The 15,494-nt window shown below is 51.5% G+C and carries 10 protein-coding genes; 8 read left to right on the top strand and 2 right to left on the bottom strand.

What is annotated here, in order from left to right; genetic code table 11:
- The first annotated feature begins 168 nt into the window (after positions 1–168).
- The 3 genes from pnp (at position 169) to menD (ending at position 5,209) form a co-directional block, all read left to right on the top strand.
- Complete coding sequence (gene pnp, locus ACYVH9_RS26340) at positions 169–2,310, top strand: polyribonucleotide nucleotidyltransferase (RefSeq protein ID WP_460639420.1); 2,142 nt, start codon at positions 169–171, stop codon at positions 2,308–2,310.
- Positions 2,311–2,429: 119 nt separating this feature from the next.
- Positions 2,430–3,293 carry a sigma-70 family RNA polymerase sigma factor gene (locus ACYVH9_RS26335; protein WP_038118528.1) on the top strand — a complete coding sequence of 288 codons (864 nt, stop codon included), beginning with the start codon at positions 2,430–2,432 and terminating at the stop codon, positions 3,291–3,293.
- Between the two features lie 161 nt (positions 3,294–3,454).
- The gene (menD, locus tag ACYVH9_RS26330) at positions 3,455–5,209 is read left to right on the top strand and encodes a 2-succinyl-5-enolpyruvyl-6-hydroxy-3-cyclohexene-1-carboxylic-acid synthase (protein WP_460639419.1); all 1,755 of its coding nucleotides are present in this window, start codon (positions 3,455–3,457) and stop codon (positions 5,207–5,209) included.
- Here the strand turns inward: menD and ACYVH9_RS26325 are convergent.
- Positions 5,197–6,243, bottom strand: coding sequence for a tetratricopeptide repeat protein (locus ACYVH9_RS26325; RefSeq protein ID WP_460639418.1), 1,047 nt, complete (start codon positions 6,241–6,243; stop codon positions 5,197–5,199). The two genes, menD and ACYVH9_RS26325, sit on opposite strands and share 13 nt — an antisense overlap.
- Before the next feature lie 55 nt (positions 6,244–6,298).
- Between ACYVH9_RS26325 and ACYVH9_RS26320 the strand changes: the two genes are divergently transcribed.
- Positions 6,299–6,547 carry a hypothetical protein gene (locus ACYVH9_RS26320; RefSeq protein ID WP_460639417.1) on the top strand — a complete coding sequence of 83 codons (249 nt, stop codon included), beginning with the start codon at positions 6,299–6,301 and terminating at the stop codon, positions 6,545–6,547.
- Here the strand turns inward: ACYVH9_RS26320 and ACYVH9_RS26315 are convergent.
- Entirely contained in the window at positions 6,544–8,397 is a 1,854-nt protein-coding gene (locus ACYVH9_RS26315; RefSeq protein ID WP_460639416.1) for a M61 family metallopeptidase, read from the bottom strand. The genes ACYVH9_RS26320 and ACYVH9_RS26315 overlap by 4 nt on opposite strands.
- 105 nt (positions 8,398–8,502) lie before the next feature.
- Here ACYVH9_RS26315 and ACYVH9_RS26310 point away from each other — a divergent pair, with 105 nt between their 5' ends.
- From ACYVH9_RS26310 to ACYVH9_RS26295, 4 genes are all read left to right on the top strand, one after another.
- Positions 8,503–11,535: a tetratricopeptide repeat protein gene (locus tag ACYVH9_RS26310; RefSeq protein ID WP_460639415.1), complete on the top strand. Its 3,033-nt coding sequence runs from the start codon at positions 8,503–8,505 to the stop codon at positions 11,533–11,535.
- Between the two features lie 63 nt (positions 11,536–11,598).
- Positions 11,599–13,302: a TonB-dependent receptor gene (locus tag ACYVH9_RS26305; RefSeq protein ID WP_460639414.1), complete on the top strand. Its 1,704-nt coding sequence runs from the start codon at positions 11,599–11,601 to the stop codon at positions 13,300–13,302.
- A 21-nt stretch (positions 13,303–13,323) separates the two neighbouring features.
- Positions 13,324–14,403: an HU domain-containing protein gene (locus ACYVH9_RS26300; protein WP_460639413.1), complete on the top strand. Its 1,080-nt coding sequence runs from the start codon at positions 13,324–13,326 to the stop codon at positions 14,401–14,403.
- Between the two features lie 151 nt (positions 14,404–14,554).
- Positions 14,555–15,490, top strand: coding sequence for a hypothetical protein (locus ACYVH9_RS26295; protein ID WP_460639412.1), 936 nt, complete (start codon positions 14,555–14,557; stop codon positions 15,488–15,490).
- Positions 15,491–15,494 lie beyond the last annotated feature (4 nt).

Raw genomic sequence — 15,494 nt, 5'->3', positions numbered from 1 at the left:
AAACAGGTTCCCTGATTTCATGTTAACCTGATTAAGTAGATTACCTCTTTTAAGTTCTTTCCGTTCGGATAGCCCGAACGAGCGGTTGGTAAGTATAGCTTATTTATTGCGGCTTTCGTAGAAGCAATCGGTTTAAAAGCGGCTGTTGTGGGTATTATTCTCTCGTTTATGTCACAAATCATCACTCAATCCATTCCCCTTCCTGACGGACGCACCATCACCATTGAAACGGGCAAGCTGGCTCGTCAGGCGGATGGGGCTGTTGTCGTTCGGCTGGGGGATACCATGTTGCTGGCAACAGTGGTATCGACCAAAGAAGCCAAAGAAGGCGTAGATTTTCTGCCCCTTTCGGTTGATTATCAGGAAAAATTTGCGTCGGCCGGCCGGATTCCAGGCAGCTTCCAGCGTCGGGAAGGTCGGTTGGGCGACCACGAAATATTAATCAGTCGGCTGGTAGACCGGGCATTGCGTCCGATTTTCCCGGAAGACTACCACGCTGATACGCAGGTTATGATTACGCTGATTTCGGCGGATGCGGAGGTACAACCCGACGCACTGGCGGCTTTAGCGGCATCGTCGGCCCTGGCCGTTTCCGATATTCCGTTCAACGGTCCGATTTCGGAAGTACGGGTGGCCAAAATCGACGGCGAATTCCAGATTAACCCCAAAACGTCCGATCTGGAACGGGCTACACTCGACCTGATTGTGGCGGCCACTGCCAAAGATATCTGCATGGTGGAAGGCCAGATGAACGAATGTTCGGAGGAAGAAGTCGTGGAGGCTCTGAAAGCAGCACACGAAGTGATCAAAGTGCAGTGCGCAGCCCAGAAAGAGCTGGAAGCCGCCGTTGGCAAACAGCAGAAGCGGGTGTATAGCCACGAAACGCACGATGAAGAACTGCGTCAGTTTGTGCATCAGCAGACCTACGACAAAGTATATGCCGTTGCGCGGCAGGCAAATAACAACAAAAAAGTTCGCAGCGAATCCTTCAAAGCCGTTTTTGAAGAATTCAGAACCATTCTGTTCCCGGATGGAGAAGAAGATTCGGCGAAGCTGGCGTTGGCCAAAACGTATTTCCACGATGTGCAATGGGAAGCCTCCCGGCGGCTGGTGCTCGACGAACGTTTCCGGCTCGACGGTCGGAAGCTCGACGAAATCCGGAACATTACGTCGGAAGTTGATTACCTGCCATCGGCTCACGGTTCAGCCGTCTTTACCCGCGGTGAAACCCAGTCGCTGACGACGGTGACCCTCGGTACCAAAATGGACGAGCAGATTGTCGATCAGGCAATGACCCAGGGGTACGCCAAATTTTTGCTGCATTACAATTTTCCCGGCTTTTCAACGGGCGAAGTGAAACCGAACCGGGGTGCCGGTCGCCGGGAAATCGGCCACGGAAACCTGGCGCACCGGGCGCTGAAAAAAGTGATGCCGGCGGATGCTGACAATCCGTACACCATTCGGATCGTTTCCGATATTCTGGAGTCCAACGGGTCATCGTCAATGGCAACGGTTTGTGCCGGAACGCTGGCACTGATGGATGCCGGGGTGAAAATCAAGGCACCGGTGGCCGGAATCGCGATGGGATTGATCACGGACAATACCGGCAAATACGCCGTTCTGTCCGATATTCTGGGGGATGAAGATCACCTGGGAGATATGGACTTCAAAGTGACGGGTACCGAAGCGGGTATTACGGCTTGCCAGATGGATATCAAGGTCGACGGGTTGTCGTATGAAGTACTGACCGAAGCGCTGCACCAGGCACGGGCGGGCCGTCTGCATATCCTGGGTGAAATGAACAAAGCGCTGGCGGCTCCCCGTCCGGATCTGAAACCCCACGCTCCCCGGGCTGTCACCATTAAAATTGATCGCGAATTCATCGGGGCCGTTATCGGGCCGGGTGGTAAAGTGGTGCAGGAAATTCAGAAAGAATCCGGTGCTACCATCGTCATCGAAGAAAAAGACAATGCTGGTTTCGTCAATATCTTTGCGACGAACCAGACCAGCATGGATAAGGCTGTTTCCCGAATCAAAGGAATTGCCACCGTTCCGGAAGTGGGCGAAATTTACGATGGAAAAGTAAAAACCATCATGCCGTTCGGAGCGTTTGTTGAATTCCTGCCGGGCAAAGATGGTTTATTGCATATTTCCGAGATTAAGTGGGATCGTTTGGAGTCCATGGAGGGCGTACTGGAAGTGGGTGAAGAGGTCCGGGTGAAGTTGATCGACATTGATAAAAAAACCGGAAAATACCGTTTATCACGGAAAGTATTGCTGCCCAAGCCCGTGAACAAAAATCCGGCCTGATTTGTTACATTTTAGTGTACAGAATCAGTTTATGATTTCGTTAACAATTGGACTTGCGACGGCATTTAGCCTGATGAAGTAGTAATAAAACCGGACCGCCGGAAGGCGGTATTCCGTACATGAGACAGCTAAAAATTTCCAAACAGATTACCAACCGCGAAAGCCAGTCGCTTGACAAGTATTTGCAGGAGATTGGTAAAGTGGATCTGCTAACGCCCGACGAAGAAGTACAGTTGGCCCAGAAAATCCGCGAAGGCGACCAGTTATCGCTTGAGCGGCTGACCAAAGCCAACCTGCGGTTTGTCGTCTCGGTAGCAAAACAATACCAGAACCAGGGATTGTCGCTGGGCGATTTGATCAACGAGGGAAACCTGGGGTTGATCAAAGCTGCTCAACGGTTTGACGAAACCCGGGGGTTTAAATTTATTTCGTACGCCGTTTGGTGGATTCGTCAGTCGATTCTGCAGGCTCTGGCTGAGCAGTCGCGGATTGTTCGTCTGCCGCTCAACCGGGTCGGGTCGCTGAACAAGATTTCGAAAACGTTCTCCGATCTGGAGCAGAAGTTTGAGCGGGAACCGTCGCCGGAAGAATTGGCTGCGGTACTCGAGATTTCGGCTGCCGAAGTGGTGGACACGTTGAAAATTTCCGGTCGGCACGTTTCCATGGATGCGCCGTTTGTGCAGGGTGAGGAAAATAGCCTGCTCGATGTACTGGAAAACGATGGAGAAGACAAACCGGATTCGGGCCTGATCAATGACTCACTGCGCAAAGAAGTACAACGCGCTCTGTCGACGCTGACCCAGCGGGAAGCCGATGTCATCACGCTGTATTTCGGGTTGAATGGCGAACACGCCATGACGCTCGAAGAAATTGGTGAGAAATTCAACCTGACCCGCGAGCGGGTTCGTCAGATCAAGGAAAAAGCCATCCGTCGTCTGCGGCACACCTCGCGTTCGAAAGCGCTGAAGACTTATTTGGGTTAATTGGCTTTTAGGGTAGGGTTTATCGAGGCAACGGTAAATCCCAAACCAGAAACCAATAATACGGTAATAAATAACTGAGCCGTCCGAAAATACCGGGAATGCAATTTCAATTTGCGGACTTGGTTTTTTGGACGGCTTCGTCATGTTAATTTGATTTCGTTGTGGCTATTCATCAGCATCTCCTCAACCTCGTTGAATTATGTGTCCGGAAGGGAATCCGACAGGCGGTGATCTCGCCCGGTTCGCGCAGCGCTCCGTTGACACTGGCGCTGGCCCGGCATCCGGACATTCAAACCCGCGTTGTGGCCGATGAACGATCCGCCGGTTTTATCGCGCTCGGAATCGCTCAGCAGATTCGGCAGCCGGTTATCGTCGTGTGTACGTCGGGCAGCGCGGTGTACAATCTGGCCCCCGCTGTGGCCGAAGCGTACTTCCTGGAAATACCGTTGCTGATTCTGACTGCCGACCGGCCGAAGGAGTGGACGCACCAACTCGACGGACAAACCATTTACCAAACCGAAATTTTTGGCAGGCACGTCAAACAGTCGTTTGAACTGCCCGCTGATTTTGTGCATCCCGATGCCCGCTGGTTTGCCGAACGGGTGTCGAACGAAGCAGTCGATCTGGCCCGTACCGAACCGCGTGGCCCGGTTCATGTCAACATTCCACTGCGCGAACCGTTGTACCCGACCGCCGATGAACGGTTTGAGTTTGGGCCGGTTCGGGTGATTGAACAACTGCCGGCCACTCCGGCTTTGTCGTCGGAACGCTGGCATCGGTTGCAGGACGAGTGGGAAACGGCGGAGCGAAAACTGATTGCAGTTGGGCAAGGGCCACACGATCCGGCTTTGCTGGCAATTCTGAAAAAAATAAGCGACGAATGGCGAATTCCGGTGGTGGGTGATGTAATTGCAAACCTGCCTCGAAACGGAGAGTTCATCACCGGCCAGGACGTTTTTCTGAACCTGACCGATGACGGAATGCGCAGTGGTTTATCCCCCGATCTGCTCATTACGTGCGGGCAGTCGTTTATTTCCAAGCAGTTCAAAATTTTCCTGCGCTCGCACCCGCCCCGTCAGCACTGGCAGATTCAGCCGCACATGCGTCTGGCCGACCCGTTTCAGTCGTTGACGCAGTTGATTCCTTCCGAACCGACGGCTTTTTTTGAAAAACTGTTTTCGGATATTGATTACCAGCGGTTTGTCAGCAACGATGATGAGACGACAGCGGATGATTATTTTCAGGAAAGCTGGCAGAAACTGGACCGCCGAGCCGCGCGGTTGGTCCGTCAGTTTCTGAAGGAGGAAACGGTTTTTCACGAATGGGCAGTGGTGCAGCGATCGCTGGATGGATTACCGGCCAAAAGCCAGCTGCACGTGGCCAACAGCATGCCGGTTCGGTACGTCAATTTGTGCGGGCTGGATGAGAATCAGCAGGTTGAAGTGTTTGCCAACCGCGGAACCAGTGGCATCGATGGCTGCCTGAGTACGGCGGTGGGGGCCGCCCTGACAACGTCGAAAACCGTTACGGCCCTGATTGGCGACGTGGCGTTTTTTTACGACCGGAATGCCCTCTGGAATAATCTGATCCCGGAAAATCTGCGGGTAATTGTGCTCAACAACCACGGGGGGAATATTTTCCGGATTATTGATGGGCCTTCGCGTCAGCCGGAACTGGAAGATTATTTTGAAACCAGTCAGCCGCTTTCGGCGGAGAATACCGCTAAAGATGCCGGGATGATTTACGAGAAGGTTGCATCGTACGCTGCCCTAAAAACCGTTCTGCCGGATTTTTTTGCGAAGAGCGATCGACCGAAACTGCTGGAAATTGAAACGGATCGGCATATAAACTCCGGGGAATTTCAACGGTATAAGCAACTGGTTCAGGACGCCTTCGGGGCGGATCAGCGACAGTAACGGGTTTGGTTTTCCCGGGCCAGCTCATCGTCAATCCGGCTACCCATTTTCCAGGCTGCACAAGCCTGAACGGGGTCGCCCAATTGCTGGTAGGCCTGCCCCAGATAGGCATACACGTGTTCGATGGATGGATCAAGCTGTTCGGCTTCCTTGAAGGCTGTAACGGCCTGATTGGGTTGCTGTTGGGCCAAATAGTAGAGGCCTAAATTCCGGTGTGCCCAGCCATTTCGGTCGTCGAGTTTCAAGGATTGCTGAATAAGTTTGAGGGCATCCGCCGGTCGGTTCAACTGGAGAAGTAGGTAGCCTTTGTTGTTGAGGTAATAGGGCTGTGTGGGTTGCAGCGCCAGGGCTTTTTCGGTCAATTGCAGCGCTTCGGCGTACTTCTGTTCCCGACCCAGAATTAATCCTAGGTTATTGAATGCAAAATGCTGTTTGGGATTGAGTTGGGTGGCCTGTTGAAAATCGGCTTTGGCCAGTTCGTACTGTTTCTGATTGAAATACAAAACACCCCGGTTGGTCAGGGCTTCGGCATTTTTCGGGTCCAGCACCAGGGCTTTTTCATAAGAAGCCTGAGCGGCTGGCTCCGCATGCTGCTTTACTTGTAAATTCCCGAGTCGGACGTAGTAGTAAGACGAATCTTTGTAAACCGTCTGAATCTTTTTCAGGTCTTCGGCGCTACCGGCCAGATCGTCCAGGTCCGCCCGGACTTCGGCGCGGTTAAAATACGCCTGCCAGAATTCACCGTCTTTGTCGATGGCCTGGGTGTAATCGGCGAGCGCTTCCTGGTAGTTTCCGAGCCGGTAATTGGCCAAACCACGGTTGTTGTAAGCGTCGGCAAAGTCCGGTTTTTTTTCAATAGCCTCGTTGTAAAACTTGATGGCCTGACGCTGTTCGCCGGATTTGAGCGCTAAATTTGCCCGTTGAAAAAATACAATAGCCTCGCTGTTGCCGGAGTCTGAACAGGCCCAAAAAACTGAACCGCCGACCAACCACAAAGAACCATAGAGAAGCCGACGTAGTAAATAGTATTTCATTAGTTTGGAGAAATGGCAATTAATAAGTAACCTAACAGTGTTAAATGGTAACAAAATGCGCTATCTAAAAGAAATTCCGCATCCGGCGTTCCGGGTTGGCCTGTATGCCTGGAACAACAAATACCTCATTAAGATTGAAGCCGGGCTGTACGAACAAACGTACAAGATCAGCGAAATGGACGTCACTTCCGATGACGAAGTGATTCGTCTGGTGGATGAGACCTTCCTGCAACGGGTGAACGACCGGTTTGCCCAGATGCACGAAGATTTCATGAACACCGTTGAACGGCACGAGTTCGACTAGCTGTTGTTGACCATCAACCAGCGTTTGTATAAACTCATTTGCTCGGCGGTCGGGCTGGCGACGGGCTGAATGCGATAAGCCGCCAGCGGATTGCCGATGAGCTCCAGGTGTACGGTTTTGAGCTGGCCACCGCGATTGACCAAAACCGTAATGGTTTGGCCCGGATGGTAATGGTCTAGTAGCTTGTCGAGGTCGTTGCCAACCCGTAGGTTGTTGACGGAAATCAGTTCATCATTAACGTTCAAGCCGCTTTTCCAGGCCGGTGAGTCGCGCCGGACCGACGAGACCGTGAGCTTTCCGTCGGCGTATTTGGTCATGGCTCCGATGTACGCATCCTGTTTACTGGCGCTGGCATCGAGCATCTGCAGGCCCACTGGATTCAGAAAACGGTTGTAATCAATTTTTTCGGTGCCGAATACGTACTTCTGAAAGAACGCATCCATTTTTTGTCCGGCCACTTTCTCCACGGCGGCCTGAAATTCTTCGTCGGTAAACCCGCGTTTTTCTTTCTTATAATACGTAGTATATAATAGGCGCAGTACATCATCGAGTTTCTTCTGTCCCTTGGTGCTCGACAGAATGGCCAGATTGAGTAAACCGCCGAGGACACTGCCTTTACTGTAATACGAAACCGTGCTGTTGATCGAATTTTCGTTGGGGCGGTAGTATTTGATCCAGGCATCCAGGCTGGACTCGGCGACGGATTGAACGTCGTTACCCGGCAAATTCTCAATTCCGGAAATTTCGCCCGCAAATGAGCGTAGATACGCTTCGGAAGTCATAAAACCGCTGCGTTGCAAGATGGCAGTCTGGTAAAAACTGGTAATGCCTTCGGCCACCCACAACAAATGCGTGTAATTTTCATTTTCGTAATCGAACGGACCGAGCGCTTTGGGCCGAATCCGTTTGACGTTCCAGAGGTGGAAATATTCGTGGGCCACCAGACTCAGGAAATTCTGGTAAAGCTGCCCGTTTAGAAAGGCGTTGCGGGTAATCTGCAAGGTCGACGAATTGGCGTGTTCCAGGCCGCCCCCGCCCGTGGGTGTCTGGTGAATGATAAAGGTGTAATCCCGACAAGGGTGTTCGCCAATGACGTTGTAGGTTTCCTCGCACACCCGTTTCAGGTCATCGGCCAGTTTGGCGTCGTCGTAGATGGTATCGCCGTACATGGCCACGGTATGCGGAACACCCGCAGCGGTAAACGAAAAGGTGTGGTGATTACCAATCTCCACCGGACTGTCCACCAGCACATCGTAGTCGGCGGCTTCGTAGGTGTTGGCCTGGCCCGAAACGGCGGCTAAGCCGGTGCTGATCTTTTTCCAGTCTTTATACGGCTGAATCACGAGCCGGTGGGGTTGAGCGCGCAGGTGGTCAACGTACAGAAAAATGCTGGCGCCGTTCAGGTAGCCGTGGGAAGCGTCGATGAAGCTGGTCCGTACGCTAAGTTCATACGCGTATACCTTGTAATGAATGGAAAGCTGGTCGGCGGTGGAATAAATCCGCCAGGTATTTTTGCGAATTTTCTCGGAACGGACGGGTTGGTTGCCGGTCATGGCTCGAAAGCCTTCCACATTTTTGGCGTACTCCCGGATCAGGTACGAACCGGGCGTCCAGACGGGCATTTTTACATCGATGTAGCCCGTAGACCCGTTTTGGGAACCGCGCGCTGCGCCCGTCAGCCGCATCTCTACTTCAAAATAATGCGTTTGCGGTTCGGGCATGGAAAGAATATACGTAATGGAAGGCGAAGCCGCCACCGATGGGGTTTCTGTTGATGGAACTGTCGAAATGGCTCCGAGAACCTGGAAGGGTAAACCGAGCAAAAAGAAAAGCCAATGATTTTTTTTCATACGGAAAATGCGTGTACTTTCGTTTTCAGATGGTAAAAACCGTTCTTACGACCTACAAAAGTAATAACGGCATTACGATAAAGAAAATTAGATTAACGCCAACATATGCGTCCGACCCTGTTTGGAAAAGCATTTCAATTATCGGTCTTAGTAACCTGCTCGGTGCTGACGATTCCGGTATCCGCCCAGCGAACACTAAGTTATACAGAACCCGATGCCCTGTTCCGGAACGGACTGGAGTGGTTCGAGAAAAACAACTACGCGGCCGCGCGGCAGGAGTTCCTGCAGTACCTGGAACGGAAGAAACCGATCACGAACATCAGTGATCAGAACGCGATTTCGGCGGAATATTACATCGCCCTATCTGGTTTGTACCTGGACATTCCGGAAGCGGAGGTGCAGGTAGACCGGTTTGTGAAGAACCACCGCGAACACCCCAAAGCGGGCTTGCTGTACGGGGATCTGGGCAAGTATTATTTCGACAAAGCCGATTACGACCGGGCGATTACGTACCTGGAGAAAGCCATTAAAAATAATTCGAACGCGTATGGACAGGCCGAAAGCAAGTACCTGCTGGCCATGGCCTACTATTCGAAGCAGGATTTGCGGCAGGCATTGCCCTTGCTGAACCAGATCAAACAGGACCCCGGCCTGGAACAGGCTCCGGCGGCTTCGTACTACGCGGGGGTGATCAACTTCCGGCAGGGTAATTACCGGGAAGCCATCAGTGACTTCCGCCGGATCGAACAGAACCCCACCTACCAGAATGAGGTTCCCAACTGGATTGTGCAGTCGATGTATAAGGCTGGCCAGTACGATCAATTACTGGCTTACGCCCAGCCTTTACTGCAACGCAACCGGGGCAATGCGGCTCAATTGGCCGATGTCGCACTTTTTACGGCGGAGGTGCTTTATAAAAAAGATGAATACGCGAAAGCTATTCCGTTTTATAAACAATACAGTAATACGAAAGGGCGTAGTGTGCCGCCGGCGGTTCAGTTCCGGTACGGCGATGCGCTGTTCAAAACCGGGGATTACCAGGGAACGATTGCAGCCCTGAAAAATGTGTCGGCGGGGAAAGACACGATTGCGCAGTATTCGGCCTACCGGATGGGCATTAGCTACCTGCAAACCTCCAATCCGAGTTTTGCCCTGAATGCCTTCGATCAGTCGGCGCGTCTGGGCTTCAATAAAGATATTCAGGAAGAATCCCAGTTCAACCACGCCAAGCTGCAACTCGATCTGAACAACGGGGGCGATGCGGTGAAGGAGTTTACGGAATTTCTGCGAAAATACCCGAACAGCAAATTCGAAAACGAGTCGAATGAGTTGTTGAGTGAAGCGTACTTTTCCTCCAATAATTACGGCGCGGCCATTTCATACATTGAAGGGCTGAAACGGCGAACCCCGCGCATCAACGCGTCGTACCAGCGCATCACGTACAACCAGGCGGTAAATGATTTCAACGCCGAGCGTTACGATCAGGCGCTGGTGCTTTTTGACAAATCGCTGAAAAATCCCGTCGATGCCGACCTGCGCAATAATGCCCTGTTCTGGAAAGCCGAAACTTTCTCGGCCCAGCGCAAATACGATGAGGCTATTCCGCTGTATCAGCAGGTGTTGCGCAGCAATGCGAATGCCGAATTGCAGGGCAAAAGTCTGTATGCTTTAGGGTACGCGTCGTACAACAAGAAAAATTACGCGCAGGCAGTTACCTATTTCCGGGATTTCATTGCCAAATCCGGAACCTCGGACAAGCAGGCGTTGGAAGATGCCACGGTTCGGGTGGCCGACAGCTACTTTGCAACCAAGAACTATAACGAAGCCATGCGGTATTACGACAATGCCATTGCGCAGGGCCGTATTGACCGGGATTACGCGGCTTACCAGAAAGGAATGATTCTGGCTTTCATGGAGCGGGATACCGAAGCAAAGGCGCAGTTTGAGAAAGTTCTGACCCAGTTCCCCAATTCACGCTACGCTGACGATGCCCTGTTTCAGGCGGCTAATGTGGATTTTGAAAAAGGAGCTTACCAGGCTTCGATTCGCGGTTTTAGCCGGTTGATTAATGACAAACCCAAAAGTTATCTGATTCCGGCGGCTTTGCTGAAGCGGGCCACGGCCAGCACGAACCTGCAACTGTATGAACCGGCTATTCAGGACTACCGACGTATTCTGGATCAGTACGGTGGAAGCCCGTCAGCATCCGGAGCCTTACTGGGGCTTCAGAATGCCCTGAGTGATGCGGGCCGCGCCGACGAATTCAGCAGTACGTTATCCAGCTACAAGAAAAATAACCCCGGTAGCACGGATCTACAAAAGGTTGAGTTTGAGAATGCTAAAGGCTTATATTTCAACGAGAAATACGGTCAGGCAATCACGACTTTACTGGAGTTTATCAACGACAATCCAAACAGTCCGCTGGCGTATGAAGCCCGGTATTACCTGGCAGATTCATACTACCGTTCCAACGATTTGGCCAATGCCCTGAAGTACTTCTATACCGTCATTGCGGATAACAAGTCTGACTTTGTAACGCGGGCGGCTGCCCGGGCGGCCGATATCGAACGGCAACAGAAAAACTACCCGCTGGCCATCCGCAACTACCGCGCGGTGTTAACCCAGTCGAAAAGCAAGAATGAACGGTCGCAGGCGGTGTTGGGCCTAATGGATACGTACTATGCGACGGGCAATTACGATTCGACCCAGGTAGCGGCCCGCGAGGTGCTGTCGATGGGCAACGTGGTGCCGGGAGCTCAGAACCGGGCGCAATTGATGCTGGGAAAAGTGGCCTACGCCAAAGGGGATTACAAGCAGGCTACGACGGAGTTTGAAAAAACCATGGCACTGGCCAAAGATGAGCAGGGAGCGGAGGCCAACTACTGGATTGCAGATATGTTGTACCGGACCAAGAAGTACAAGGAGTCCATTGATGCCTTGCTGCGGTTTAATTCGGATTTTGCGCAATATGATTATTGGAAAGGCAAAGGTTTTATTCTGGTTGCGGATAACAACGTTGCCCAGAATGAAATTGCCCAGGCCAAAGCCGTTCTGAATTCGATCATTGAAAACGCAGAAAGCCAGGAGATTATAACGGAAGCCAAACAGAAGCTGGCCGCGCTCGACAACCGCAACTAGTCGTTGTTCTGTAATTACTTACACCATTAAGCCGATATGCACCGGTCCAAACCGAATAGCTACATGTCAGTACCAAAAGCATCGATCGATCATTTTGCTTTCCTTTTGATTGTAACGGGCAGCTTATTGCTGAATACCATCGATGCGCGGGCGCAACAACCCCAGCGTCCGACGACGCCCCCGGTTCGGCAGGGTGAGATCGATGATCAGGAGATCACCATTGAGAAGAACCGGAAAATTGAAATGCCGCCGGCCAACCGGCTTTTTAACAAAATACCGTCCATCAAACCATCGCAGGACCAGCGGAAGTTGATGTATGAATTTAATGACCGGTCGTTGTCGGTGGGCGATCCGAAGCTGTCGCCATCGGCTTTACCGCTTCCGGCGGCTCAGGCCGAACAGCAGGAGCTGTTCAACAATTACATAAAAGCCGGTGCCGGTAACTATGGCTCCTTTTACGGGGAAGCCTTCGGGAGCGGGCAGGTCATGGAAAATCTTTCGGTAGACGGTTCGTTCAAGCATTTGTCGTCTGCGCAGGGCCCGGTTGACGGGAAAAATTCGGCGACGAGCGAAAACCGGATCAAGCTCAACGGAAATTACCAGACCGATGCATTCAAGCTCTCGGCCAACCTGGGGTACGACCGGGAAGCTTTTTATTTCTACGGTTACCGTCGCCCGCAGGAAATCGACCGGCAGACCATTCGCCAGGTTCTGACCACCTCACAGTTTCGGGTCGGGATTGAAAATGTGAATCCCGAGCAAACCATTGATTATTCTTTGAAGACGGGAATTGTCAATCTATCCGACAATTATGACGTGAATGAGTTGGACTGGGCGACGAACCTGAAAGGCTCCGTCGGGATTTCCGATAACTTCGTAGCGCTGTTTGCGGCCGATGCATTCATTACCCAGCGTACCGACGGCCCGGTTGATAACCGGAACCTGTTCCGTGTGAAGCCGACCTTTAAATATTCAAATTCTTTTCTGACTGCTACGTTCGGGGTTAACGCTGTTAACGAATCGGACAAGCGACTGGCAATCAACCGGACGCGCGCTTTTCCCGTTATCGACCTCGATGTGGTTCCGGCGGGGAATATTCACTTTTTTGTGGGCGTTGATGGGGACATTAACCGGAACACGTTGCGGAGTTTTCTGGGCGAAAACCGGTGGCTGGCTCCACAGGTGGTGCTGGCCAACACGGAAAAAACCTGGGATATCTACGGGGGAAGCAAGGGAGAACTTGGGGGCGGGATTTCGTACGAAGGAAAAGTTTCGTACGCTCGTTACCGCAATTTCTACGGCTTCAATAATACCTGGCCGGATACCTCCAAATTCTTTGTGGTGTATGATGGCAATCGTTCGCATGTACTGACGGTGTCGGGGCAGGTGGGGTATACCTATAAGGAAATTTTCCGCTCGACCCTGCGGGCGGATTTCTACGATTATAGTTTAACCCGAATGGAAGAAGCCTGGCACCGGCCCACCGTCTCAGGTTCCTGGGCCAACTCGTTTATTGTGGATAAAAAATTGTTTATCACGGTTGATTTGTACCACTATCAGGGTATGAAGGGAAAAAATTTCGTTACCAATCAGGTTTTTACCCTCAAACCCATTTGGGATCTGAACCTGAAAATTGACTATTTCCTAGGAAAACAGGTTTCAGCTTTTGTTTCGTTAAATAACATTATAGGTGGTAATTATCAGCGGTATTTGTATTATCCGCAACAAGGGCTTAACTTTCTCGGAGGATTGTCGTACAGCTTTTGACAATGCCCAACTAGAAAGCTCATGGTATCTGTATCGGATTATCTAAAAAAACTTCTGTTTCAGTACGATTGCATCGTTGTTCCGGAGCTGGGTGGCTTCATCCTGCATTATGTGCCGGCTACGTTCGTCGAAGCAACCGGGATGTATATGCCTCCCCGGAAGAAGATTGCTTTTAATGAAGCGCTTAAGCTGGACGATGGGTTATTGATCAATTACATGATGCTGCACGACGGCTGTACGCGGGAAGCGGCAGGGCAGGCCATTCGGCAGTTTGCGGAAGAAATGAAGCAAACGCTCCGGCAAGGCCAAATCTTTGCCATCGACGGTGTAGGGCTTTTCTCGGAAAACGAGGAAGGAAAGCTTCAGTTTGATCCCGAAATTCGGCATAACTTTCAGGGCGAGTCGTACGGGTATCAACCGGTGTCGGCGCGTTTGGTGAACGCCGTTGAGAAGACGGAAGTACCCCAGGAAGTAGTGAAATTGCCGAAAGAAGCGCCGATTGCGGTTGAGGCAGAAGAAGTTCCAGCTCGAGTTGTTGCCATGCCGGTAACGAATACTCGTCGGCAGTATTTGGCCTGGGCAGCTGCGGTGTTGCTGGTTTGCTCGCTGGGGGTGATTGTTTCGGTGAAGAAATCACCTTCGCTGGTGGTTAGTAGCCTGAATCCGTTCGAACTCTTTGCCCAGGAGGAGGAAGCTGTTCCGGCTTCTACCGAACCCGTCGAAAAAAACAGCGTGCGGACTGCGGTTGTTGACGCTGAACCTGCAGCAACGCGCACAGTACCCGTTGTACCGGTCGCGTCTCCTGTAGTCATGGTAACGCCAGTTGTGAAAGAACCGGTTGTAGTGGCTGAACCGAAGCGGGAAGAGGCCTATTACCTGGCCATCGCGGGCAGTTTTTCCAGCAAAGCGAATGCAAAACGATTGATGAACCGATTGCGCCGGGCTGGGTTTGAAACCGCTTATATTCTTCCCCAGACGAAGACCAAAGAACTGGTGAAGGTAGCCGCTGTAGGTTCATCCGATAAAGATGAAATTCTGGCTTCGCTCGAAAAAGTAAGCAAGCTGGCGGGGGCTCGCGCCTGGGTTTGTAAGATTGATTAGTTATTTTATGCAGATAAACCGATAAAGGCAGCCTGGGTGGTTGCCTTTTTGTATGGTGTGAACTGAACAATTCCCGAATTCGTTTTATTTTTGCCGGTGAACGCAATACGATCTCCCGGTTGGTGCGTTTAATGCCTAAATACGTATTTGCATGAATCGATTTGCGCTCGAAAATGAGAAGGAATATCGGGTAACGGCTTTGGCCAGTGCGTCGGCTGTGTGCGCGCTGCTTTTTTTTCTGCTGTTATACATCCGCTTGTGGCAGTCGGTTCCCGAGCCACCACCGATTGAATACGTCGATGTCAATTTCGGCACGGATCTGGTGGGGAGTGGTTCCATCCAGACCTACAATAAAGCGAGCGATTCGAAAAATACCGAAGACGTTAAGAAGGAAGAGGACAAACCAAATCCGAAAGTGACTACCACTTCGCGGGTTGAAAAAACACCGACCGCACCTGTTCCTAAAATTGTAGAGGCTAAACCGAGCAAAGTCATTACCGAGAAGCCGGATATTGCCAGCAAAATAGAAAGCCCGGTAACAGTTCCGGAAAAGGCGGACCCTAAAAAGGCCGAGTCGACTACGCCAAAACCAACACCTGCACCGCCTAAAGCGGAACCGGTGGCCGAACCGAAAAAGGTGGACGCCAATGCGTTGTATAAACGGTCTCCCTCGGGTGGATCCAATGGTACTGTGGGAAAAGCGTCTGGAATTGGGGGAAACAACAACGGTGATGACGCATCCGGCGTCGGTGATAAAGGAAATCCGGATGGAAACATCAACGCGAAACAATTTTACGGAACGCCGGGCGGTACGGGATCGGGGGTTTCGCTGAATATGGCAGGTTGGCGACTGGCCAGTTCACGCATTGCGCAGGACAATTCCGGCGAAAGTGGCGTTATCAGATTTGAAATTACGGTGGATGATAGAGGGGATGTAATTAATGTTAGATTAAAAGAAACACAGCTGAGCCCAACTGTAACAGAATTCTATAAACAACAGGTTTATAAATTACAGTTAGTAGCAAAAGGATCTTCTGCACCACCAAGATCTACTGGAATTTACACAATTAAGATTCGATCAAATTAGTACC

This window comes from Larkinella harenae (assembly GCF_054780515.1).
The sequence above is the reverse complement of the archived record's forward strand: the minus strand, read 5'-3'. Positions and strand labels throughout refer to the sequence as shown.

Bases quoted from the DNA above. Each gene is read 5' to 3' on its own strand.
- pnp (WP_460639420.1), top strand. From the start codon at position 169: ATGTCACAAATCATCACTCAATCCATTCCCCTTCCTGACGGACGCACC.
- ACYVH9_RS26335 (WP_038118528.1), top strand. From the start codon at position 2,430: ATGAGACAGCTAAAAATTTCCAAACAGATTACCAACCGCGAAAGCCAG.
- ACYVH9_RS26325 (WP_460639418.1), bottom strand. From the start codon at position 6,243: ATGAAATACTATTTACTACGTCGGCTTCTCTATGGTTCTTTGTGGTTG.
- ACYVH9_RS26320 (WP_460639417.1), top strand. From the start codon at position 6,299: ATGCGCTATCTAAAAGAAATTCCGCATCCGGCGTTCCGGGTTGGCCTG.
- ACYVH9_RS26315 (WP_460639416.1), bottom strand. From the start codon at position 8,397: ATGAAAAAAAATCATTGGCTTTTCTTTTTGCTCGGTTTACCCTTCCAG.
- ACYVH9_RS26310 (WP_460639415.1), top strand. From the start codon at position 8,503: ATGCGTCCGACCCTGTTTGGAAAAGCATTTCAATTATCGGTCTTAGTA.
- ACYVH9_RS26305 (WP_460639414.1), top strand. From the start codon at position 11,599: ATGTCAGTACCAAAAGCATCGATCGATCATTTTGCTTTCCTTTTGATT.
- ACYVH9_RS26300 (WP_460639413.1), top strand. From the start codon at position 13,324: ATGGTATCTGTATCGGATTATCTAAAAAAACTTCTGTTTCAGTACGAT.
- ACYVH9_RS26295 (WP_460639412.1), top strand. From the start codon at position 14,555: ATGAATCGATTTGCGCTCGAAAATGAGAAGGAATATCGGGTAACGGCT.